Source organism: Lacticaseibacillus daqingensis (assembly GCF_003946115.1).
Lineage (GTDB): Bacteria > Bacillota > Bacilli > Lactobacillales > Lactobacillaceae > Lacticaseibacillus > Lacticaseibacillus daqingensis.
The window spans coordinates 44,980-68,357 of sequence record NZ_RHOH01000005.1; the positions used below are offsets into that span (position 1 = coordinate 44,980).

Consider the following 23,378-nt stretch of genomic DNA (forward strand, 5'->3'; position numbering starts at 1 on the left):
CAATATATAGCTAATTTGGCGAAAAAAGCGATTTATTACCCCATATATGGTGTATCCGTGCTAGAATAGTGCTATTGAACAGAAGGGATGTTTTGCACATGATCGATCTGAAAGTACGCATTAATCTCAAAAAGCGTGACGGCCGTAAGGTGCGCTTCGACCAGGCAAAGATCACCAAGGCGATCACCAAGGCGGCGATCGCGGTCGATGGTGAACTGGCACCGACCGATTACACCAAAATCGAGCAGATCTCCGATAATGCCGTCGCGACGATTTGCGACCGCTTTGATAAGGACGTACGGATCGCGGAGGTCCAAAGCATCGTCGAAGAGGCGCTTTTGAATGCGCACGAGTACGATTGGGGCAAGGCGTACACGGATTATCGCGTGCAGCGCGATATCGAGCGCGCTAAGAAGTCCGATGTGAATTACAATGTGGAGAAGCTGCTCAGCCGGGACTCAACCGTGGTGCACGAGAACGCCAACAAGGATTCCCGCGTCTTTTCCACGCAGCGGGATTTGACGGCTGGGGCCGTGGCTAAGGCCATTGGGTTGAAAATGCTCCCGCCAGCCGTGGCCAACGCCCACCTGCGCGGCGACATTCACTGGCATGACCTGGACTACACCCCGTACATGGCGGAAACCAACTGTTGTCTGATCGACTTCAAGGAGATGCTGACCAATGGGTTCTGCATCGGGAACGCCGAAGTGGAGCCGGCGCATTCGATTCAAGTTGCAGTCACGCAGATGACGCAGATCATCGCCAACGTTGCGAGCTCCCAGTACGGTGGCTGTTCCAGTGACCGCACCGATGAAGTGCTGGCGCCATTCGCCCAGAAGAACTACGAGAAGCACCTGCAGGAGGCCAAGGAGCTGACCGCGGACGCCGAAACGGCGGACGCCTACGCCAAGCGCCGCACGCGCAAGGACATTTATGATGCCTTGCAGACGCTGGAGTATCAGGTCAACACGTTGTACTCGACGCAGGGGCAGACGCCGTTTGTGACCGTTGGGTTTGGCTTGGGCACGAGCTGGATCGAACGCGAGATCCAGCAGGACATTCTGAAGATCCGCATCGATGGGCTCGGTAAGGAGAAGCGCACCGCAATTTTCCCGAAGCTCGTCTTCACGCTCAAACGCGGCCTGAACCTGAACGCAACGGACCCCAACTATGATATCAAGCAGCTGGCGCTGGAATGTGCGACCAAGCGCATGTACCCGGATGTGCTGTCCTATGACAAAATCGTTGATCTGACCGGCAGCTTCAAGGCGCCAATGGGGTGCCGCAGCTTTCTGCAGGGTTGGACCGACCCGCAAACCGGTGAAGAAGTCAACGCCGGGCGCATGAACCTCGGGGTCATTACGCTGAATCTACCGCGCATTGCGATGGAATCCAAGGGCGACAAGGCGAAGTTCTGGGACCTGCTTGAGCAGCGCTTGGCGATCTGCAAGCAGGGACTGGTGTACAAGGTGGAACGCACCAAGGAAGCGACACCGGAATCCGCACCGATCCTCTATAAGTACGGTGCGTTCGGCAAGCGTCTGGCCGACGATCAGAAGGTCGATGAGCTGTTCAAGGACAGTCGCGCAACGGTCAGCCTGGGCTACATCGGGCTGTACGAGGTCGGTACGGTCTTTTACGGCCACGCGTGGGAACAAGATCCTGAGGCCAAGCAGTTCACGCTGGATGTGGTGAAGGACCTTTACGACCACTGCGTCGACTGGGAAAAGGAGTACGGCTACCACTTCTCCGTTTACTCCACGCCGTCCGAATCGTTGACGGACACCTTTGCGCGCGCGGACAAGCGCCGGTTTGGTAGCGTTAAGGACATCACGGACAAGGAATACTACACGAACTCGTTCCACTATGATGTGCGCAAGGCACCAACCCCGTTTGAGAAGCTTGACTTTGAAAAGGATTACCCGCAGTACTGCGCCGGTGGGTTCATCCACTACTGCGAGTATCCGAACCTGAAGCAAAACCCGAAGGCGCTGGAAGCCGTCTGGGATTATGCCTACGACCGGGTTGGCTACCTGGGCACGAACACGCCGATCGACCAGTGCTTCGCCTGCGGCTTCAAGGGTGAGTTCAAGGCCACGGAGAAGGGCTACGAGTGCCCGGAATGTGGCAATCACGACCCGGCACAGTGTGACGTGGTCAAGCGGCTTTGCGGTTACCTCGGCAACCCGAACAAGCGGCCGATGGTGCACGGCCGCCAAGAGGAGATCATTCACCGCAAGAAGCACATGACCATCGGCAATGACGATCTAGCCGGCCAGGCCTAACCTAATCACGCCTCCACTTCAGTCTTACGACTGAGGTGGGGGCGTTTGTGTGCCGGTATACTGAACACAGACAATTGGAGGTTGGCAAAATGAGAAAAGTTTTGGTGATCGCGAGCCGCTTGGTGACGCTGGTGGGGCTACCGTTCACGTTCATGCTGCTGAACAGCCCAGCGTGGCTGGTCAATGTGACCCCGGTGGTGTTGCTGGCCGCATGGGCGTTTGAAGCGTGGGTAAACGCGCAGCGGCGGCGTGAGCTCGCGCAGCTCTGGCAGCTGGCTGCCAGGTTGAATCGCACCGCGGCGGACTTGCAGCCGTACTTTACCGGGGTCGGGGTGCAGGGCTTGCGCCTGAGCCAGCAAACCCCGCCGCAGTTTTACCCCTTGCGCCGGCAGGTTCAGGCTGCGATGGCGGCGTTGGTGGCTGAGCAGGCTGCCTTGTGACGGCGCACGGCGACGCTTACAGCCGGGTGACAGAAGCGTTCGTTGCCTTCCTGAGCGGACGCGGTACGATAGAAGCATCGAAAACACAAGGAGGTCGCGTCATGCAGCGCTGGTTGAAGGGATTAGGGGTCATTGGCTTGGGCTTGTTGCTGAGCGGTTGGGGGCAAACACAGCGGGTGGCCGCTGCGACTCAGCCGCATCCGCGCACAGCCGTTGCACTGGCGGCCACGGACGCCGATCAGCTTGAGCAGCAGGCGCTTCTCGGTTGGCTGGCCCTGGGCGGCTTGGCCGTCGGGGCGGCCGCGTTCACGGCAAGCCGGCGCAAGTCACGGTAATGCACTATCAGAACAGTGAGACACAAAACGGGCGGCCGCATCGGTCGTCCGTTTTGTGTCTCATGATAGCCAGGTCCCGCTAGCCGCGATCAGCCCGTAGCCCAGCGCGGCGTGGCGCAGCTTCTTGGCGTCAATGTCGCGGTACAGCACGTGAAGGGTGCCATATAGGGCGCGGCCGGCTGGCGGTAAGGTCATCGGGCGGAAGTAGGGTAGCTGGTTGAGCGCCGTGTACAGGCTGAGGCGCACCGCTTCTTCCGGGGTCGCGTTTTGCAGGGCCGCTGCGGCGTGCAGCAAAAGCGCGTGGTAAGGCGCGTCCAAGTCACCGGGGTAGTCTTCGGCGTAGGCGGCGTCAACGAGGTTAAACAGTTTTTCAGACATCCTTATCCCTCCAATGAGGCGAGTATAACACAAAAAATAGCCGCCACTGGGTGGGTGGCGGCTAAGGAGTAAGGATTGACCGGTGAGTGGGTGGCTCACCGGTGATTTTTACTTTGGAGGAGTAAAAATGAAAAAGTTGGGTATGGGTATGGAAATGAGTGGGTGGCTCATTTCTATGGTTATAATGTAACGCCGGTTTGTGAAGAAAGTGTGACGAAATCCGCCAGCGTAGGTGAAGAATTCCTTAACATGGCTTAAAAAAACGCGTTCCGTCTGTAAAACAAAGCGGTCGAGGTGGTTTGGTTGCCTTTCGGCGCGCGGGCGATTAGGCTGTGGGCATGGAGGTGATACGATGGAAATTCAGTTCGATGCGGCCGCAATGGCCAAGTTGACGCCACACTTAGTGGCGGGCAAGCAGCTCTTGATGACATTTGAGGATGGCGTTGGCCCTTACTCACAGCACGCGATGATTCACATGCAGGTGCAGTTTACGCTGAACGTGGTCGCCGCAGATGCGGATCTGACGGCCTATGATACAACGGTGGACAGTAACCTGGGGCCGGTTTTGATCAAAGGTTACTCGACGGAGGACCTGGATGACCACATGGCGGTTCATCTGAATGAGGCGGCGAACACGATGAGCCTGACCGGTGACGGGGGCATGATCGATAGCAACCTCGGCTTCATCGATTTCACTGCGCCAAACAGCGTCATCAATCCGGCGCGCTGAGGCCCAAAGACCCTTCCTATTTGCTGAGCGGTGGTGTAGAATCATCGTGTTATCGGCGGCTCAGCCGGCGAATAAGCATTGAGGAGGAGTTTTTTTGTTGCAGTACACGTTTGAATCTGCCCTGACGATTCATGAAATCAAGGCGTTGTATGGCGGGGCCGGGTTGACGGGCTACCTCAAGGATGTGGCCGAGACCGCCCGGGGCATCGCGAACTCTACCCTCTTGACGGCACGCGATGACGGCCAGCTGGTCGGCGCGATTCGCGGCATCTCGGATATGCATACGGTGGCCTTCATTCAAGACCTCGTGGTGTTGCCCGATTATCAACATCAAGGCATCGGGCGCGAGTTACTGGCGCAGTTCGATGATTACTTCAAGCAGGTGGCCCGAATCGTGGTGGTCTGCGACAACGCAGCGCTGCGTGACTTTTACGCTAAGGCGGGGTTCTTGGCGGGTCAGGAAACGCAAACCACCACGTTCGTGCGGCCGCGGCGGTTATTGGAACCACGCTATTGAGGAAAACCCGGTCTGTGGCTTAGGCCGGGTTTTGGTTTCCCCGCGACGGAGGCAAAAATCAACCTTAGGACCTATGCATTCATTGACGCCGGCTGGCATACTAGAGATACAGAGGCAGTCAATACGTGGAGGTAATACCATGAATGAACGTGAACGGATCCTAGAATTAGTGAAGCAAGGGGTGATCACCAGCGAAGAAGCCTTGGTGTTGCTGGAAAATCTTGCGAAAGCAACGGCCCAAACCGCAGACACCCCCAAGTCGCCGATTGATCAGCCAGACCTGCCCCACACCGATCCGACGCCGGAAGCGGCGACGCCAGATGCCGATGAGGAGGCACTTGCTGACCTCAACACGAAGCTGGCCGAGCTGGCCGGCGCGTTGGATGCCACCGATGCCCAAGTGAAGAATGTGACCACCAAGCTGTCGGCCAATGCCGAGCAGATCATCGTGCTGGACACGATGGAAGACCTCGACACGCTGTCTGATGGCAAGTACCAGGAGCGCGGTCAGCTCAAACAGGAGAACCTGGCGCTCAAGACCCAGCTGGAGACCCTCAAGGCCCAGCAGGAGACGCTCAAGGCGCAGATCGCCGACCTGAACCGCGAGAAGCACCTCATTAATAAGAAACACTTTACCGACAAGGTCTTGCCGGATGATTGGCAGGACCAAGCCAAGGACGCGCTGTCCGACATTGGCAAAACGGTCAACGAGGCCACGAGCCAAATCGGTTCACTGGTCAAAAAGACTATGGGCAATGTCCTTGATAACGTGGACTGGAAGGATGTGACCGTGCGGGTGCCAGGCTTGGCGACCGAGCGGTTCAGCCACACCTTTGATTTTCCTGACAGTGCTGCAACCATCCTGGATCTGAAGGTCGCCAACGGGGACATCACCATTGATACCTGGGCGCAGGCCGGCATTCAGGTCGATGCAAGCGTCAAGTTGTTCGGCAAAATGCAGGCCGATACGCCGCTACAGGCGTTCCTTGACCGCAGCCGCATTGAGGCCACCGATGATCACTTGGTCTTCCAGGTGCCGAACCGGCGCGTGCAGGCGGATCTGACTATCCACCTGCCGAAGCGTGATTACGACCACGTGGCTGTTCGGTTACTCAACGGCGGCTTGACCATCAACGGGTTGAGCGGCAAGGATCTGTACGTTAAGAGCACGAACGGGGATCTGACCTTCAACGACCTGACCGCGGTGATGCTCGAAACAGAAGACGTCAACGGGTCGATCAAGGTGACGAACGGCGCCGTGCACGACCTGGTGCTGGAAACCGTCAACGGGGACATCAAGGCGCAGACCGATGCGAAGACGCTGAGCCTGCAGACCGTCAACGGGACCATTCGCACCACGCTGGCCAGTGACTTCAAGCAGCTGACGGCAAGCTCCGTCAACGGGAACGTCAAAGTGGCGCTGCCCGTGACGGTGGCGGTGAGCGGCGAAGCACGCACACGCTTTGGCGGCGTTAAGAGCCGCATGGCGGGGGTCGATGTGACTGGTAAGGCCAAGTCCGTGTCGTTGGACCGGCCCGGGACGGGCGAAGGCCAGCTGAAAGTCACCACGACCAGCGGGACGATTTTACTCAAAGACACTGATCCCATTCATTAAGCGAAACGCCGGCGAGCTGCCGGCGTTTCCGTTCAAAAGGAGACAACCGATATGCCATTTCTCATGATCCCCGTTATTTTGTTCATCGTTGGGCTCGTGATCATGGTCGTGTTGATGATCGGCTTCGCCTTGGTCCACATCCTGTTTTGGCCGGTTTTGATCGGCCTGCTGATTTGGTGGCTCATCCGGCGAAGCGCACGCGGCCCACAGACGACCCACCACACTCACACGGACTGGCAGCAGTACGTGAAGCCTGAGCGCAAGATGGCGCAACATGTGCATGAAGAAGCCAAGTCCAAGCCGGCGCACCACGATGACGACTGGAGTGACTTCTGATGGGATTCTTACGCAAAGTCCTGCTGACGACGCTTGTCTTCGTCGTTTACAGCCAGCTCTTTCCCGCCCAGCTCTACGTGGCCAGCCTTGCCGTTGCGGTGACTGGCGCGGTGGTGCTCGGGGTCCTGAACGGGCTCGTTAAGCCGATCCTGAAGGTGTTGTCCTTCCCGCTGACGCTTTTGACCTTGGGCCTGTTCCTACTGATCCTCAACGCGTTCATGCTGACGATGATGACCTGGTTCGTTGACGGGATCATCTTCGCGAGCTTTGGGGCCAAGCTCCTGCTCGCCATCGTCTTGAGCGTGGTCAACGCAACGCTGGGCGAACCGAACAACTAATAAGCGCGACACACCAAAAAGTCTGGCTCCTACCTTGGAGTCAGACTTTTTTGATGCATCAACTGATGTCTGAATGGTTGCCTTCACGCACGACGTAGGAATCGAGCAAAATTCGCCCAATTACTTGAATCGGTAAGCGCGAGCGCACCTCGTAGTCTGGGAAATATGACATTTCTGACTTATAGCCGTTGAAGAGAATGTCGGTGTACTGCACGATCGGGGAATCCTCGTTCGTCGTAATCGTCATTACTGGCACATTACGGACATTGAGTGTCTGAGCGGCTTCGACCAGTTCTGGCGTTTTGCCGTTCAAGGTTACGATGATCGCAACGGCATCAGGCTTTGTTCGGCCGGCGATGATGCGGATGATGTTGGGGTCACTGTAAAATTGCGCATTTTTGCCTAGCAGCTGTAACTTGAGCGCCATTTCCTCTCCAATCGTCTCGGAGAGCCCGCGTGCGAACACATAGATTATGTCGGCGCTGTGCAGCTGTTGGACGCCATCTTCGATCGCACTGATGTCGAGGTTAGCAATTGTCCGGTTGACCTCTTGCTGGTTCATTGTAATGACTTGCTTGATCTTGTCGTCTGCATCGCGTAGGACAGCATACTTTTGATCCTCCTTGGCTTCGCTCAGTAGGGAATGGCGAAAGTCGGTATAGCCGGAGTAGCCTAGCTTCTTCATTGTTCGCACGATGGTTGCGGTGGATACGTTGGCGAATTCGCTGAACTGCACGATTGACATGCTGGCAATCTGGTTGCGGTTCTTGGCAATCACGTTGCGCAAGTACTGCTCGGTGGCACTTAGCTTAACGGTCATATGAGCCTCCTGAAAACTTTTTCAGATTCACGGGTCCCACCGCATAATTCTGGCAACATGTACGCCACTGAGGGCGCTATGATAATTGTCGAAGGTAGGAGGGACACAATTATGATTTATACTTTAACACTGAATCCGGCGATTGACTTGTTCATTACAACGCCGCAGATGAAGGAAGGCGCCGTGAATCGCACGACGGGGGCCGATGTCCAAGCTAACGGTAAGGGAGTGAACGTCTCCTTTATTCTTCATCGACTGGGCATTGAAAATCAAGCTCTGGGGATTGGTGGCGGGTTCACACTCGGCCATATTGTCGCTGAGTTGAAGCGCGCTGGGATTGCTAACGATTTTATCGATGCTGGCGGGATCACACGGATCAACGTGTTTACCCATGTGTCAGAGACTAATGAAGAGTTCAAACTGGTCAACCCCGGACCAGCTGTCGACGCTGCGGCATTGCACCAGTTACTTGAACGGCTCGATCGCCTTGGTACAGACGATCTGTTGATCCTTTCGGGGAGCTTTGCGCAGGGTATCCGCCCCGAAGTGATCGTCACGATTGCACAGCTGAGTGCGCAACGTCATTTCAGGTTCGTGATCGACACTTCTTACCCAGCCGTGCTTGACGCATTGCAGTATCGCCCGTTTTTGATCAAGCCGAATGACACCGAACTAGCGAGCTGGTTCGGAGAGCCGCCATCCCACGACACCACGGCGCGGATCGAGATGGCGACGCGACTGGTTGATCGGGGGGCGCAAAACGTCTTGCTGTCGTGCGGTGAGGACGGGGCAATCTTCGTTGGGCAGGCCGGGTGCTTTGTTGGTAACGCCCCAAAGATTGCCGTGCTGAATACGGCAGGCGCTGGTGATACGATGCTCGGAACGTTCGTCGGCGGTTGGGTCGCGGGCAAACCAGTTGCCGATAATCTGCGAGAAGCGATTGCGGCTGGAAGTGATACGGCTCGGCGCAGTTGGCTCACAACATTTGAGGATTTAGATGATTTACGCGACCAGATTGTCGTCACAAGGGAGGAAGCATAATGGCCAAGTATGATCTGATTGGTGCCACGGGATGTGCGACCGGGATCGCGCATACTTACATGGCGCAAGAAGCACTGGAGCAAGCAGCGCAGAAGATGGGGCTGACGATCAAAGTTGAGACTCATGGTCAGACGGGGGTTGATGACCCGTTGACCCAAGAAGAAATTGATAATGCGCGCGCGGTCGTGGTGGCATCAGATATTGATGTTGACGCTGATCGTTTTGCCGGGCTACCAGTTGTGATGGTTCCAGTCGCTGCGGCGATCAAGGATCCTAAGAAGTTGATCGATGAAGCGCTGGCACCTGACGCGCCGGTATACAAGGCTAGTCAGGCACGTAAGGCGGCGGACGGCGATGACAAGCGTGGTGGCGAAAGTATTGGCCACTTGATTTACACAAGTTTGATGAACGGGGTGTCCCACATGTTGCCGCTGGTTGTAGCCGGTGGGGTTCTCGTTGCGATCTCATTCTTCTGGGGCATCTATTCTGCTGATCCGAAGAACGAGCAGTATAACGCATTTGCGGCGATGCTGAACAATATTGGGGGCACAACAATGGGACTAATGGTTCCAGTGCTGTGTGCCTACATTGGGGAAGCAATCGCGAAGCGCAGTGGCCTGATCGTTGGCTTTGCCGTTGGGATGCTGGCCCTCAATGGGGGCACTGGGTTCCTGGGCGGGATCGTTGGTGGCTATATTGCTGGTGCGGTCGTTTTGATTCTGCAGCATCTTCTTGCACCGCTACCTGACCGTGAATTTCGAGGCCTCAAGGCAATTTTCCTCTACCCAGTCTTGGGGGTCTTCATCGCCGGGACACTGATGTTCTTGATCACCAAGCCGATGGCAGCGATCAACACTGGTATGATGGATTTCCTGAAGGGGATGCAGAACTCAGACCCAATTATCCTGGGGCTCGTCGTCGGTGCAATGTGTGCGTTTGATTTTGGTGGGCCAATCAACAAGGCGGCTTACCTAACCGGGACCGCGCTGTTGGCACAAGGCAATGCGTTCTTCATGGCGGGGGTCTCTGCGGCGTGCATCGCACCACCACTGGCGACAGGGTTTGCCGTTCTGATGAACAAGAAGGCATACACGCGTGATGAACGCAGTGCCGGCTATGTTAATTTCTTACTGGGGTCCACGCACATCACCGAAGGGGCCATTCCATTTGCCGCTAAGAATCCACTGATCAACATTCCTTGCTTCATGCTCGGCTCTGCAATTGCCGCAGCGTTGACCTACGTCGGTAAGGTGCAAGTTCCAGCGCCTCACGGAGGGTTTATCGTGCTGCCGTTGGTCACGCATCCTGTGATGTGGGTGCTCTATATCCTGATCGGGTCACTGGTCTCGGGTGTACTGCTGGCAATTGTGGCCGGTCGCGCCTCGAAAAAGCACAATGCTGTTGCACCAGTGGTCAGCATGGCGGGTTTAACTGGTGATGAAGCCGCAACGGCAATTGCGCCGGCTGCGACGGAGGCTGACAAGGACAGCGATAGTGTGACCAGTGATTGGGGGCAGATCCTAACAGAGGCGAACATCGTCTTGGACCTCACCGCAAAAGACCGTGACGATGCCCTCCATCAACTTGCTGAACTTGCGGTACAAAACGGCTTGGCCACAGATGCTGAGGCGGTCTATCGGAAGTATCTGCACCGCGAAAGCGAAGGCTCGACTGGGATGGAGCAGGGGATTGCGATTCCCCATGCACAGGATGCGACCATTAAGCGCTCTGCGATGCTTGTTGTTCGACTGACCCGACCGATCGAATGGCAGACTTTCGATCAGCAACCAGTTGACACGATGATCAGCTTCTTAATTCCGGCACACGATGATGGTGACCACTTACGCTATTTGAGCAACACAGCGAAGTTGCTGACGCATCCGCAGTTCGTCGAGCGGCTTAAGGCAGCCTCGACGCCGCTACAGATTCTGACACTGTTCAAGCAATGAATCGCATGACCCGCTTGCATATGCAAAGCGGGTTTTTGCATGTCTGGGGAATGGTGATATTCGGTCGACGGGCTGCCCCTCTGTTATCCGAAGGCAAACGATGATAAACTTAGAGATAATTATGGCGAAAGACAGGTGGAACCGATGGTAGACAGTGTTTCGGTGCGCCAACTGGTCACGGATACGCACCTGACCGTATACAGTGGCGAAGAGTATCTGGATGAACGCAAGGTGGTCGTGTCGGATATTTCCCGGCCCGGCTTGGAGTTGACGGGCTACTTCAATTACTACCCCCACGAGCGCGTTCAGCTGTTCGGGCGCACGGAAAGCGCGTTTGCCCGCAACATGACCTCGGAGGAGCGGCTCGTGATCCTGCGCCGGATGGCAACGGAAGACACGCCAGCCTTCTTGGTGTCGCGCGGCATTGAACCGCTGGCGGAAATGCTGACGGCGGCCGGGGCTGCACATATTCCGGTGCTGGGGTCGAAGCTTTCGACGACGCGGCTGTCCAGCCTGATGACGGACTATCTCGAAGGCCAGCTGGCCGAACGCCGTAGCATGCACGGGGTCTTGGTTGACCTTTACGGGCTGGGTGTGATGATCACCGGGGACTCCGGGGTCGGCAAGTCCGAAACGGCACTGGAGTTGATTCAGCGGGGGCATCGGTTGATCGCCGATGACCGCGTGGATGTGTACCAGCAAGACGAGCAGACTATCATTGGCGAGGCGCCGGCGATCCTCTCGCACCTGCTGGAGATCCGGGGGCTCGGCATCATCGATGTCATGAACCTGTTTGGTGCCGGTGCCGTGCGCTCGCGCACTAGCATCGACCTGATCGTGCACCTGGAGAACTGGACGCCGGACAAGCAGTTTGACCGGCTGGGCTCTGGGGAGCAGGCGCAGACCATTTTTGATGTCGCTGTGCCGAAGATCGTCATCCCGGTCAAGGTCGGGCGCAACCTCGCGTCCATCATCGAGGTCGCCGCGATGAACTTCCGCGCCAAGTCGATGGGGTACGATGCCACCAAGACATTTGAAAACAATCTGAATAAACTGATCCAAGCGAATTCCGCGGATTAACGAAGGAGTCTTGTTATGTTTGCAGCGTTAAATCCGATTGCCGTGCGCCTCGGCGGGCTTGAGGTGCATTGGTACGGTGTGATCATCGCCTGCGGGGTGCTGCTGGCGGTGACGCTGGCGATGCGCGAAGCCACGCGGCGCGGGGTCGACTCGGATCACATTCTGAACCTCGTGCTGTGGGCGTTGCCGTTTGCCCTGATCGGGGCGCGGCTGTACTATGTCGCTTTTGAGTGGCCGTACTACGCGGCGCATCCGGCCGAGATCATCGCCATCTGGCACGGCGGCATCGCCATCTACGGGGCCTTGATCGCCAGTGTCATCGTGTTTCTGGTTTACTGCCGGGCCAAGTGGCTGCCGGCGTGGCTGATCCTCGATATTGCGGCGCCCACGGTGATGATCGCCCAGGCGATCGGCCGCTGGGGCAACTTTATGAACCAGGAGGCCTATGGGGCCAAAACGAGCCTGGCGTTTTTGCAGGGCCTGCACCTGCCGTCGTTCATCATCACCCAGATGAACATCGCCGGGGCATACCGGCAGCCCACGTTTTTGTATGAATCCGCGTGGAACGTGGCCGGCTTTATCCTGATCATGAGCGTTCGCCACCACAAGGACTGGTTCAAGCAGGGCGAGGTCTTCCTTAGCTACGTGATGTGGTACAGCTTCGGGCGCTTCTTCGTGGAGGGGATGCGCACCGACAGCCTGTACCTGATGCCCGGGTTGCGGGTATCGCAGCTGCTGTCCATTCTACTGTTCGTCGCCGCGGCTGGCCTGTGGGTCTACCGTCGGCGGCAGAACACCCCGTGGTATCTGGACGGGAACAAACTCGCCAACCTTTAGTTCATCAATATAGGAGTGATCTTTTGACAAAAAAAGTGGCCGTATTAGGGGCCGGTTCCTGGGGTACCGTGCTCGCCAACCTGTTAGTGGAAAATGGCCATGAGGTGGCCCTGTGGACGCATGACGCCACGCAGGTGCCAGAAATCAATGACCACCACACCAACCAGCACTACCTGCCAGACTTTCAGTTGCACGAGACGCTGCAGGCCACCGCAGACCTGCCGGCGGCGATCGCCGGTGCGGATGTGATCCTGTTCGTCGTGCCGACCAATGCGATCCGCAGTGTCGCCACGCAGGTCCAGCCGCTGCTGGCCCAAAGCGGGGCGCGCCCAATCATCGCGCACGCCGCTAAGGGGCTGGAGGTCGGCAGCAAGCTGCGCGTATCGCAGGTGCTTGAGGCGACGCTGGCAGACAGCGTGCATTCCGGGATCGTGGTCATCTCCGGCCCGAGTCATGCGGAAGATGTGGCCACCAAGGATATCACCACGCTGACGGCAGCCTCTAAGTCGCTGACGGCGGCCAAGGCGATCCAGACGATTTTCATGAACCCGTACTTCCGGCTGTACACGAACACGGACGTCACCGGCGTCGAGCTGGGCGCGGCACTCAAAAATGTGATCGCGATCGGCGCGGGGGCGCTCCACGGGCTCGGTTACGGCGACAACACCAAGGCGGCCCTGATGACGCGGGGCCTGGCCGAGATCACGCGCTTGGGCGTCAGCTTGGGCGCCCAGCCGCTGACCTTCATCGGCTTGTCTGGGGTCGGCGACCTGATCGTGACCTGTACTAGTGTCCACAGCCGCAACTGGCGGGCCGGAAACGCGCTGGGGCAAGGTGAAAAGCTGGCGGATGTCCTCGAAAACATGGGGATGGTGGTCGAAGGCGTGTCCACGGCCAAGGTCGCCCACGAGCTGGCGCAGGAACTGCATGTTGAGATGCCGATTTCCGAGGCCATCTACAAGGTGCTGTACGAAGGGGCCCCGATCCGCACGGTCATCACAGATCTGATGGCTCGGGACGGGAAGCCGGAGTTTGATTTTGAGACGACTTTACAGCGCGATTGATTGCGTGTATACTTACTTATCGTAAGCAGACCAACCAAAGGAGTTTTTGCCCATGTCTAAGCAATATGATGTGATCGTGATCGGTGCCGGACCGGGTGGGATGACGGCGGGGCTGTACGCCTCGCGCGCGAACCTGTCCGTGCTGATGCTCGACCGCGGGATCTACGGCGGTCAGATGAACAACACCGCCGCCATCGAAAACTATCCGGGATTCTCGTCCATCTTGGGCCCAGAACTCGGCCAGAAGATGTACGACGGGGCGACGCAATTTGGCGCAGAGTATGCGTACGGCAATGTGGTCGACGTGCGGCTTGAGGGCCAATCAAAGATCGTGGTGACGGACGAAGGCGAGTACACGGCCAAGGCGGTGATCATTGCCACCGGCGCCGAGCACCGCAAGCTCGGGATCCCCGGTGAGGAAGAATACGGTGGCCGGGGGGTCTCCTACTGTGCGGTCTGCGACGGCGCGTTCTTCAAGAACCGCGACGTTGCGGTCATCGGTGGGGGCGACTCCGCCGTTGAGGAAGGGCTGTACCTGACGGGGCTTGCCGCTAAAGTGACGGTGCTACACCGCCGCGACCAGCTTCGCGCCCAGAAGATCATCCAGCAGCGCGCGTTTGCCAACGACAAGATGGACTTTGTCTGGAACGCTGGCGTTGAGGCCATCGAAGGCGATGGCTCGAAGGTGACAGGCGTTCGCTACAAGGACAAGGTCACCGGTGAGACGCAAGTGCTGCCGGTATCCGGTGTCTTCATCTACGTGGGCATTACGCCGCTGACCAAGGGCTTTGAGCACCTTGGCGTGTTGGATGAGGCGGGCTGGATCCCAACCGATGAGAACATGGCCACCCGCGTCCCAGGCATTTTTGCCATCGGAGACGTGCGCGCCAAGCACCTGCGCCAGATCACCACTGCGGTGGGTGAAGGCGGCCAGGCGGGCCAAAGCGTGTTCGACTACATTCAGAGTCTGCAAGACGAGACGCTGAAGACCGGTGCGGTGCCTTCCGCCAACTAATTCATGATCGTGCAGGAACTCCGGCCCAAACGGCTGGGGTTCCTTTTTTTGAACCCCAGAGCGGAGTGGCGCGGTTATAAGGGTTGGGCTAAGACGGCCTGACGCTTGCGCCCGGTCTTAGGCGCGAGGGGCAGGATGGCTTAGACCGCACCCTTATGCGCCACGCAGCTCGACGAAGGTCGGAAAGAAGTAAGCGAGGCAGAAAGTGCGTCGCCAGAATTGCTCGGTAAAAAAGGGCCCACAGACGGCTTGGCCCCGCACTTAGGCGCGAGTAGTAGCGCATCTTAGGTTGCCCCCTCATGCGACAACCAGCGGGATGGTGCCAAGAGTAGGCACCACTTCCTTACGTAAACCTTGAGATTGTGTGTCCCTTCACCGGAAAGCATTGACCCACCGGCGCTGGATGCGATAATTAGAGGCGTAGGAGGCCCGGGACAAGTGTTTCGTTCACCGCTGGTCGGGCAATCGTTGTACAATGTGAGCGGAAGTCATCACATCAACTGAACAGGAGTGAGCTTATGGGATACAAAGAGAATTATGCGGGATGGGCAAAGGCACCACAGCTTGAGGCACACATGGCGCAGGAAGTTGCGGCCATGGCGGATGATCCGGAGACCCAAGAAGCCGCATTTTCCGCGCCGATGGCCTTTGGGACCGCGGGGATGCGCGGTGTGATCGGGGCCGGCATCGGGCGGATGAACATTTATACCGTGCGCCAGGCGACCGAAGGGCTTGCCCGGTTCATGGACACACTGGACGCCACGCAGAAGCAGGCGGGGGTCGCCATCAGCTTCGATTCCCGGTATATGAGCGCAGAATTTGCGCAGGAAGCCGCAGGCGTGTTGGGTGCGCACGGGATTCCGAGTTTCCTGTTCGACAGTTTGCGGCCGACGCCGGAGCTGTCCTTTGCCGTGCGGCACTTGCAGACCTACGCCGGGATCATGATCACGGCGAGCCACAACCCGAAGCAGTACAACGGCTATAAGATCTATGGCCCAGACGGCGGCCAGATGCCACCGGAAGAATCCGACCGCATCACCGACTATGTTCGCTCAGCCACCGACCTGTTCAGCATTGCGTCGCTTGATGTGCACGAACTGCGGGCGCAAAAACTGCTGACGCTGATCGGTGAGGACGTGGATGAGGCGTACTATGCCGCTGTTGCCACCGTCACCATTAACCACGATCTGATCGCAACGACCGGCAAGGACATGTCGCTGATCTACACGCCGCTTCACGGTACCGGCCGTATCCCGGCCCAGATGGTGCTGCGCAACGCTGGGTTTGCTAACTTCCAGCTGGTGGCCAAGCAGGCCGTGGCAGATCCCGAGTTTGCCACCGTGCCGTTCCCGAATCCGGAATTTGCGCAGGCGTTTGATATGGCGATCGAACTGGGTAAGGCGAGTCAAGCTGACGTGCTGATCGCCACGGACCCTGATGCCGACCGACTGGGCACCGCGGTGTGGACCGGTGAGGGCTATCAGCTGCTGACGGGGAACCAGATCGCCAGCCTCCTGCTGCACTACATCCTGGAAGCGCGCAAGCAGGCGGGCACGCTGCCGGCCAATGGCGCGGTGGTGAAGTCGATCGTGTCCACCGAGCTGGCCACGGCGATCGCTGAGGACTACGGCATGGCGATGATCGATGTCGAAACCGGCTTCAAGTTCATTGGGGATCAGATCAAGCAGTACGAAGAAACCGGCGCCCACGAGTTCCTGTTCGGGTTCGAGGAAAGCTACGGCTACCTGATCAAGCCGTTCGTGCGGGACAAGGACGCGATTCAGTCCACCGTTTTGCTGGCGGAAGTGGCGGCGTACTACAAGAGTCAGAACATGACGCTGTGGGACGGCATCCAGGCCCTTTACGCGCGGTACGGCCACTTTGCCGAAAAGACCGTGGGCGTGGACTTCGAAGGCATCGAGGGGCCGGCGCAGATGGCGGCCTTGATGACGAAGTTCCGCGAGCATCAGCCGGCTGATTTTGCCGGCGTCGCGATCGCGCGCGTCGAGGACTACAAGACGCAGACGACCACGACCGCTGATGGCACCCAGACGCCGATCGACATGCCGGTTTCCGATGTGCTCAAGTACATCCTGGCCGATGGCACCTGGATCGCGATCCGCCCGTCCGGCACGGAGCCGAAGGTCAAGTTCTATGTGGGGACTAGCGCGGCGACCGAGGCGGCCGCTGATCAGAAGCTGGCCGACTTTGAGGCGGCACTGCACGCCTTTCGGACGGAAGCGTAATTGAATGCACACAAAAACCGATCGCCAGTGCGGTCGGTTTTTGTGTGGATCAGTTGAAGTGGCGGCCCAAAATATCTAGGTCGCGGCGCTGCTCATCCATCAAGGCGACAGCCGGCAGGTGGCCCCACTGGGCAAAGCCGTTGCGCGCAAACAGGTGCTGGCTGGGCTGGTTGTGGTGAAAGACAAAGGCAACGAGGGTATCGAGGCCCAGCCGCGGCAGCTGCGCGATGACGTGGTCCAAGGCGGCTTGGCCGAGGTGTTGGTGCTGAAAGGTGGCACTGAGGTAGAGGCTGATCTCGGCGGTGTGGGCGTAGGCCGGCCGCCCGTAGAAGTCTTCCACACTGACCCAGCCGGCGGTGACGCCGGCCACTTGGATCAGCCAGATGGGCCGCCGCACCGGGTCAAACTGGGCGAACCAGGCTTGCTTGCTGGCCACGGTGACCGGGGTCAGGTCAGCGGTGGCCAGCCGCCCGGGAATGGCTTCGTTGTAGATGGCGACAATGGTGGGCAGAGCGGCTTCAGTCGCCGGAGTGAAGGTGATGGACATGGGAGGCCTCGATTCGCGATTTTTCTCTAGCCTAGCGCGCGGCTGGCGCAAACGCAAGCGTTCTTGGGAGGTTTGCTGACACGTCGCGGCACACTTGCATCACCGGCCTCAGGGTGGTATCGTTATGAGAATTTAGCCAAGGGGGATCAGACATCATGGGCATGCACCAATTCATTCAGGGACTGAGCAACTTAGAGACACTGCGGCGCGCACCGGGCTTTTTCAAATACTCGGAGCACAGCGTGGCGGCGCATAGCTTCAAGGTCGCCGAGATCGCGCAGCTGCTGGGGGACATCGAAGAGAACGCTGGCAACGCCATCAACTGGCAACACTTGTACGAGAAGGCACTGAACCATGATTACACGGAGCGCTTCATCGGCGACATCAAGACGCCGGTGAAGTACGCGACCCCAGCGCTTCGCACGATGCTGGCCGACGTTGAGGAGTCGATGACCGAGAACTTCATCCAAAACGAAATTCCCACGGAGTTCCAGGAGGCGTACCGGCGCCGGTTGTCGGAAGGCAAGGATGACAGCCTGGAAGGCGTCATCTTGAGTATCGCCGATAAGGTCGATCTGCTGTATGAATCCTTCGGCGAAATCGAGAAGGGCAATCCGGAGCGCGTCTTCGTCAACATCTACACGGAAAGCCTGGCGGTCATCATGTCCTTTGAGGACCGACCGTGCGTGCAGTACTTCCTCAAGGAGATCCTGCCGGATATGCTCAATGAGGAGTTTGCGGACCGCGATATGCTGACGAAGCTGACGCGGGCCATCATGACCAACCAATCTAGCCGGTAGCGAAAGTATGTTCGGGATGGTATAATTATATTTAGCCAAATTAGACAAAAGTTGGAATCGTTGGTTCCGGCTTTTTTGTTCAGCTAAGCGACGGCAGAATCGGAGGGCGATAAGTTGATCGAGCGCATGTCAGACCGTAAATTTGAATTGGTGTCCCCGTATGGCCCCGCCGGCGATCAGCCGGAGGCCATCGCGAAGCTCACTGCGGGATTCGATGCCGGCAAGAAGGAACAGATCCTGCTCGGGGCGACCGGGACGGGGAAGACCTTCACGATGGCAGAGGTGATCGCCAAGCGCAATAAGCCGACTTTGATCCTGTCGCACAACAAGACGCTGGCCGGCCAGCTGTACGGCGAGTTCAAGGAGTTCTTCCCGCACAACGCGGTGGAGTACTTCGTGTCGTACTACGATTACTACCAGCCCGAGGCCTACGTGCCAAGCTCTGATACGTACATCGAAAAAGACTCAGCGATCAACGACGAAATCGATAAGCTGCGCCACAGCGCGACTAGTGCCTTGCTGGAACGCAACGATGTGATCGTGGTGGCGTCCGTGTCCTCCATCTTCGGCTTGGGGAGCCCGACTGAGTACCGCGATCACGTGCTGAGCCTGCGCACAGGGATGGAGATCGACCGCAACACGCTGCTGCGGCAGCTGGTCGATATTCAGTTCGACCGCAACGACATTGACTTTCAGCGTGGGCGTTTCCGTGTGCGCGGGGATGTGGTGGAGGTCTTCCCGGCCAGCCGTGACGACCACGCCATTCGCGTGGAGTTTTTCGGCGATGAAATCGACCGCATCGTCGAGGTGGACGCCCTGACCGGTGAGGTCGTGGGCGAACGCGAGCATGTCGCGATTTTCCCGGCGACGCACTTCATGACCTCCGATGACCAGCTCGAACACGGGATCGAAAGTATCGCGTCAGAGCTTGAGACACGCCTGGCGGAGCTGAACGGGGCGGGTAAGTTGCTCGAGGCCCAGCGCCTGGAGCAGCGCACCAACTACGATATCGAAATGCTGCGGGAGATGGGCTACACCAACGGCATCGAAAACTACTCGCGCCACATGGAAGGACGCAAGGCTGGCGAGCCGCCGTACACGCTTTTGGACTTTTTCCCCAAGGACTTCATGATCATGGTCGATGAAAGCCACGTCACCATGCCGCAGGTGCGGGGGATGTACAACGGGGACCGGGCGCGCAAGCAGACGCTGATCGACTACGGTTTCCGCCTGCCCAGCGCCTTGGACAACCGGCCGCTGAAGCTGCCGGAGTTCGAGTCGCATGTCAACCAGATCCTGTACGTCTCGGCCACGCCGGGACCCTACGAGCTGGAGCGCGTGCCCAAGGCAGACATCGCCGAGCAGATCATTCGCCCGACCGGGTTGCTCGACCCGATCATCGAGGTCCGGCCGATCATGGGCCAGATCGATGACTTGGTGGGCGAGATCAACGACCGTGTCGACAAGCACGAGCGTGTGTTCATCACCACGCTGACTAAGAAGATGGCCGAGGACCTGACGGATTACCTCAAGGAGCTCGGCATCAAGGTCAAGTACCTGCACTCGGATATCAAAACCCTGGAGCGAACGGAGATCATCCGCGACCTGCGCCTCGGTAAGTTCGACGTGCTGATCGGGATCAACCTGCTGCGTGAAGGGATCGACGTGCCGGAAGTGTCGCTGATCGCGATTTTGGATGCGGATAAGGAAGGCTTCCTGCGCGCCGAGCGTTCACTGATCCAAACCATCGGCCGCGCGAGCCGGAACGAGCACGGGAAGGTCATCATGTACGCGGACAAGGTGACGGAGTCTATGGACGCCGCCATCACCGAGACCAAGCGCCGCCGCGCGATTCAGGAGGCCTTCAACGCGGCCCACCACATCACCCCTAAGACGATCATCAAACCGATCCGGGACTCGATCCACAGCCTGGATACCAGCGGCAAGGACGAGACGGATAAGGATAAGAGTTTTGCCGAGGTGGACCTGCACGATCTGACCAAGGCGGAGCGCAAGCAGCTGATCGAGAACCTGCGCAGTCAGATGCAGGCGGCGGCTAAGAAGCTCGACTTCGAGCAGGCGGCCACGCTGCGCGACACGATTCTGGAACTGGAAGCAGAGAATTGAGGCAAGCATGTCAAACGATAAAATTGTGATCCACGGTGCGCGTGCGCACAACCTGAAAAACGTCGACCTGACCATTCCGCGCAACAAGCTGGTGGTCATGACCGGCCTGTCCGGCTCCGGTAAGTCGAGCCTTGCGTTCGACACCCTGTACGCCGAGGGGCAGCGCCGTTACGTTGAGAGCCTGTCCGCCTATGCGCGCCAGTTCCTTGGCCAGATGGACAAGCCTGATGTCGACTCGATCGATGGGCTGTCCCCGGCGATTTCGATCGACCAAAAAACCACCTCGAAGAACCCGCGCTCGACCGTCGGGACGGTCACCGAGATCAATGACTACCTGCGCCTGCTGTGGGCGCGCATCGGCCACCCGATCTGCCCGAACGATGGCACGCCGATCACGAGCCAGTCCGTGGAGCAGATGGTGGACCGCGTGCAGCAGTTGCCGGAAAAGACCCGCATTCAGATCCTGTCGCCGATCGTCCGCCACAAGAAGGGCGGTCACAAGAAGGTGCTGGAGAAGATCGTGCGTGAAGGCTACGTGCGCATGCGCGTCGACGGTGCGGTGATGGATGCCAGCGCCGATGTGGTGCTGGACAAGAATAAGGCCCATGACATTGACATCGTGATCGACCGGATCGTGGTGAAGCCCGAGGTGCGCAGCCGCCTGTTTGACTCCTTTGAGGCCGCTTTGCGGTTGGCCGAAGGGTACGCGACGGTGGATGTCATCGGTGGCGACCCGTTGGTGTTCTCCGAGCATTTTGCCTGCCCGATCTGCGGCTTCACCATCGGTGTGTTGGAGCCGCGCCTGTTCTCCTTCAACGCGCCGTTCGGGGCGTGTCCGGAGTGTGACGGGCTGGGGGCCAAGCTGACGGTGGACGTGGACCTGGTGGTGCCGGATCGCACGAAGAGCCTGGCGGATGGCGCCTTGGCCCCGTGGGCCAGCGCCACCTCCAAGTACTACCCGTCTATGCTGCGCCAGGCGTGCGCGGCCTTTGGTGTGCCGATGGACCGGCCGTTCGACGACCTGACCCAGGCCCAGCAGGACCTGGTGCTGAACGGCAGCAAGGGCAAGACCTTCCACTTCCTGAGCGAAGGGGAATTTGGCCCGCACAAGGACGTCGAGGCGCCGTTTGAAGGCATCGTCAACAACATCTGGCGGCGCTACAACGCCAACAACAACTTTGCGTTCGGCAGTGACTCCATGCGCCAGTACATGACCGAGCTCGAGTGCCCGGTGTGCCACGGCAAGCGGCTGAACCGCCAGGCGTTGGCGGTCAAGGTGGACGGGCTGGACATTGCCGAAGCCTCCGACATGGCGATTCAAGACGCGCTGCCGTTTTACCGCGGGATCACGCTGTCTGACAACGAAAAAATGATCGCGCAGCCGATCGTCAAGGAGGTCGCCGACCGGCTGGCCTTCCTTGAAAACGTGGGGCTCGACTACCTGACCCTGTCGCGTTCCGCCGGCACCCTCAGTGGGGGCGAGGCCCAGCGCATTCGGCTGGCCACCCAGATCGGCTCGAACCTGTCCGGGGTGCTGTACATTTTGGACGAGCCGTCCATCGGGCTGCACCAGCGCGATAACGACCGCCTGATCCGCTCGCTCAAAAAGATGCGTGATCTCGGCAACACCCTTGTGGTGGTGGAGCACGACGAGGACACGATGATGGCGGCGGACTACCTCGTTGATGTCGGCCCGGGTGCCGGCGACAACGGGGGCCAGATCATGGCGGCCGGCACCCCCAAGCAGGTGATGAAGAGTCGCAAGTCGCTGACCGGCCAGTACCTCGCCGGCAAGAAGTTCATTCCCGTGCCGACCACGCGGCGCCCCGGCAACGGTAAGGTGATCCGCCTCGAAGGTGCGGCCGACCACAACCTCAAGGGTATCGACGTCGATTTTCCGCTGGGCAAGTTTATCGCGGTGACCGGGGTCTCCGGTTCCGGTAAGTCCACGCTGGTCAACTCGATCCTCAAGCGCGTGCTGGCGCAGAAGTTGTATCGCAACTCTGCCAAGCCCGGCGCTTACAAGCACGTCTACGGCTGGGAAAACATCGAGAAGCTGGTCGACATCGACCAGAGCCCGATCGGCCGCACGCCGCGCTCGAACCCGGCGACCTACACCGGCGTGTTCAACGACATCCGCGCGCTGTTTGCCATGACCAACGAGGCCAAGCTGCGCGGCTACACGCAGGGCCGCTTCTCCTTCAACGTGAAGGGCGGGCGCTGCGAAAACTGTAAGGGCGACGGGATCATCAAGATCGAGATGAATTTCCTGCCAGACGTCTACGTGCCGTGTGAAGTCTGTCACGGCAAGCGGTACAATTCCGAGACGCTTGAGGTGACCTACAAGGGCAAGAACATCTCTGAGGTGCTCGACATGACTGTGGACGAGGCGGTGAAATTCTTTGCGCCGATCCCCAAGATCGCCCGCAAGCTCCAAACCATCGTCGACGTTGGCCTCGGTTACGTCAGCCTCGGCCAAAGCGCCACCACGCTGTCCGGCGGGGAGGCCCAGCGCATGAAGCTCGCGTCTGAGCTCCAGAAGCTTTCGACCGGCAAGAACTTCTACATCCTGGACGAGCCGACCACCGGGCTGCACACCGATGACATTCGGCGCCTGCTGGGCGTACTGCAGCGCCTGGTTGATGATGGCAACACCGTGCTGGTGATCGAACACAACCTGGACGTCATCAAAACGGCGGATTGGCTGATCGACCTCGGCCCCGAAGGCGGGGACGGCGGCGGCACCATCATCGCGACCGGCACGCCGGAGGAAGTGGTCAACGTGGCAGCGAGCTACACCGGCCAATACCTCAAGCCGATCCTGGTGCGCGACAACGCGCGTGCCGCCGCGCTGGCGCACCCGCTGGGATAACGGTTG

The 23,378-nt window shown here is 58.8% G+C and carries 21 protein-coding genes; 18 read left to right on the forward strand and 3 right to left on the reverse strand.

The features are described from left to right. Positions 1 to 98: 98 nt before the first annotated feature. The 3 genes from nrdD to EKM88_RS07455 all read left to right on the forward strand — a co-directional run bounded on the left by nrdD (position 99) and on the right by EKM88_RS07455 (position 3,060). Positions 99 to 2,285, forward strand: coding sequence for an anaerobic ribonucleoside-triphosphate reductase (gene nrdD / locus EKM88_RS07445; RefSeq protein WP_125704752.1), 2,187 nt, complete (start codon positions 99 to 101; stop codon positions 2,283 to 2,285). A gap of 89 nt (positions 2,286 to 2,374) precedes the next feature. After that, positions 2,375 to 2,725 (forward strand): hypothetical protein, encoded by a 351-nt coding sequence (locus EKM88_RS07450; protein WP_125704754.1) that lies wholly within the window; start codon positions 2,375 to 2,377, stop codon positions 2,723 to 2,725. Positions 2,726 to 2,826: 101 nt separating this feature from the next. Beyond that, a complete protein-coding gene (locus tag EKM88_RS07455; RefSeq protein WP_125704756.1) occupies positions 2,827 to 3,060 on the forward strand; it encodes a hypothetical protein in 234 nt (77 codons plus the stop codon). A 60-nt stretch (positions 3,061 to 3,120) separates the two neighbouring features. Here the strand turns inward: EKM88_RS07455 and EKM88_RS07460 are convergent, their stop codons facing one another. After that, a complete protein-coding gene (locus tag EKM88_RS07460) occupies positions 3,121 to 3,438 on the reverse strand; it encodes a bacteriocin immunity protein (RefSeq protein ID WP_125704758.1) in 318 nt (105 codons plus the stop codon). 352 nt (positions 3,439 to 3,790) lie between these two features. On the opposite strand from EKM88_RS07460, the gene EKM88_RS07465 reads away from it, so the two are divergent. The 5 genes from EKM88_RS07465 (at position 3,791) to EKM88_RS07485 (ending at position 6,974) form a co-directional block, all read left to right on the forward strand. Beyond that, entirely contained in the window at positions 3,791 to 4,168 is a 378-nt protein-coding gene (locus tag EKM88_RS07465) for an iron-sulfur cluster biosynthesis family protein (protein ID WP_125704760.1), read from the forward strand. A 94-nt stretch (positions 4,169 to 4,262) separates the two neighbouring features. Continuing rightward, positions 4,263 to 4,685 carry a GNAT family N-acetyltransferase gene (locus EKM88_RS07470; RefSeq protein ID WP_125704762.1) on the forward strand — a complete coding sequence of 141 codons (423 nt, stop codon included), beginning with the start codon at positions 4,263 to 4,265 and terminating at the stop codon, positions 4,683 to 4,685. Between the two features lie 139 nt (positions 4,686 to 4,824). Next, positions 4,825 to 6,300: a daptomycin-sensing surface protein LiaX gene (gene liaX / locus EKM88_RS07475; protein WP_125704764.1), complete on the forward strand. Its 1,476-nt coding sequence runs from the start codon at positions 4,825 to 4,827 to the stop codon at positions 6,298 to 6,300. 51 nt (positions 6,301 to 6,351) lie between these two features. Then, a complete protein-coding gene (locus EKM88_RS07480; RefSeq protein ID WP_125704766.1) occupies positions 6,352 to 6,636 on the forward strand; it encodes a hypothetical protein in 285 nt (94 codons plus the stop codon). Further along, complete coding sequence (locus tag EKM88_RS07485) at positions 6,636 to 6,974, forward strand: phage holin family protein (protein WP_125704768.1); 339 nt, start codon at positions 6,636 to 6,638, stop codon at positions 6,972 to 6,974. Before EKM88_RS07480 ends, EKM88_RS07485 begins: the two co-directional genes overlap by 1 nt. 58 nt (positions 6,975 to 7,032) lie before the next feature. On the opposite strand, the gene EKM88_RS07490 is transcribed toward EKM88_RS07485, so the two are convergent. Beyond that, on the reverse strand, positions 7,033 to 7,794 hold the full coding sequence (locus tag EKM88_RS07490; protein WP_125704770.1) for a MurR/RpiR family transcriptional regulator: 762 nt from the start codon (positions 7,792 to 7,794) through the stop codon (positions 7,033 to 7,035). A 111-nt stretch (positions 7,795 to 7,905) separates the two neighbouring features. On the opposite strand from EKM88_RS07490, the gene pfkB reads away from it, so the two are divergent. The 7 genes from pfkB (at position 7,906) to EKM88_RS07525 (ending at position 17,026) form a co-directional block, all read left to right on the forward strand. Continuing rightward, positions 7,906 to 8,835, forward strand: coding sequence for a 1-phosphofructokinase (pfkB, locus tag EKM88_RS07495; protein WP_125704772.1), 930 nt, complete (start codon positions 7,906 to 7,908; stop codon positions 8,833 to 8,835). Beyond that, complete coding sequence (locus EKM88_RS07500; RefSeq protein WP_125704774.1) at positions 8,835 to 10,784, forward strand: fructose-specific PTS transporter subunit EIIC; 1,950 nt, start codon at positions 8,835 to 8,837, stop codon at positions 10,782 to 10,784. The genes pfkB and EKM88_RS07500 overlap by 1 nt, the downstream gene beginning before the upstream one ends. Before the next feature lie 144 nt (positions 10,785 to 10,928). Beyond that, positions 10,929 to 11,864, forward strand: a complete 936-nt coding sequence (gene hprK / locus EKM88_RS07505; protein ID WP_125704776.1) for an HPr(Ser) kinase/phosphatase — start codon at positions 10,929 to 10,931, stop codon at positions 11,862 to 11,864. 15 nt (positions 11,865 to 11,879) lie between these two features. Then, positions 11,880 to 12,701, forward strand: a complete 822-nt coding sequence (gene lgt / locus EKM88_RS07510; protein ID WP_125704778.1) for a prolipoprotein diacylglyceryl transferase — start codon at positions 11,880 to 11,882, stop codon at positions 12,699 to 12,701. 23 nt (positions 12,702 to 12,724) lie between these two features. Next, positions 12,725 to 13,765, forward strand: a complete 1,041-nt coding sequence (locus tag EKM88_RS07515; protein ID WP_125704780.1) for an NAD(P)H-dependent glycerol-3-phosphate dehydrogenase — start codon at positions 12,725 to 12,727, stop codon at positions 13,763 to 13,765. Between the two features lie 52 nt (positions 13,766 to 13,817). Next, a complete protein-coding gene (trxB, locus tag EKM88_RS07520; RefSeq protein ID WP_125704782.1) occupies positions 13,818 to 14,780 on the forward strand; it encodes a thioredoxin-disulfide reductase in 963 nt (320 codons plus the stop codon). A gap of 575 nt (positions 14,781 to 15,355) precedes the next feature. Beyond that, complete coding sequence (locus tag EKM88_RS07525) at positions 15,356 to 17,026, forward strand: phospho-sugar mutase (protein ID WP_404819968.1); 1,671 nt, start codon at positions 15,356 to 15,358, stop codon at positions 17,024 to 17,026. A gap of 49 nt (positions 17,027 to 17,075) precedes the next feature. Here EKM88_RS07525 and EKM88_RS07530 read toward each other — a convergent pair whose 3' ends face one another. Next, positions 17,076 to 17,573: a GNAT family N-acetyltransferase gene (locus EKM88_RS07530; protein ID WP_125704786.1), complete on the reverse strand. Its 498-nt coding sequence runs from the start codon at positions 17,571 to 17,573 to the stop codon at positions 17,076 to 17,078. 155 nt (positions 17,574 to 17,728) lie between these two features. On the opposite strand from EKM88_RS07530, the gene EKM88_RS07535 reads away from it, so the two are divergent. From EKM88_RS07535 to uvrA, 3 genes are all read left to right on the forward strand, one after another. Continuing rightward, on the forward strand, positions 17,729 to 18,373 hold the full coding sequence (locus EKM88_RS07535; protein WP_125704789.1) for a YfbR-like 5'-deoxynucleotidase: 645 nt from the start codon (positions 17,729 to 17,731) through the stop codon (positions 18,371 to 18,373). A 114-nt stretch (positions 18,374 to 18,487) separates the two neighbouring features. Continuing rightward, positions 18,488 to 20,500 (forward strand): excinuclease ABC subunit UvrB, encoded by a 2,013-nt coding sequence (uvrB, locus tag EKM88_RS07540; RefSeq protein WP_125704791.1) that lies wholly within the window; start codon positions 18,488 to 18,490, stop codon positions 20,498 to 20,500. A 7-nt stretch (positions 20,501 to 20,507) separates the two neighbouring features. Further along, entirely contained in the window at positions 20,508 to 23,372 is a 2,865-nt protein-coding gene (gene uvrA, locus EKM88_RS07545; RefSeq protein WP_125704793.1) for an excinuclease ABC subunit UvrA, read from the forward strand. Positions 23,373 to 23,378 lie beyond the last annotated feature (6 nt).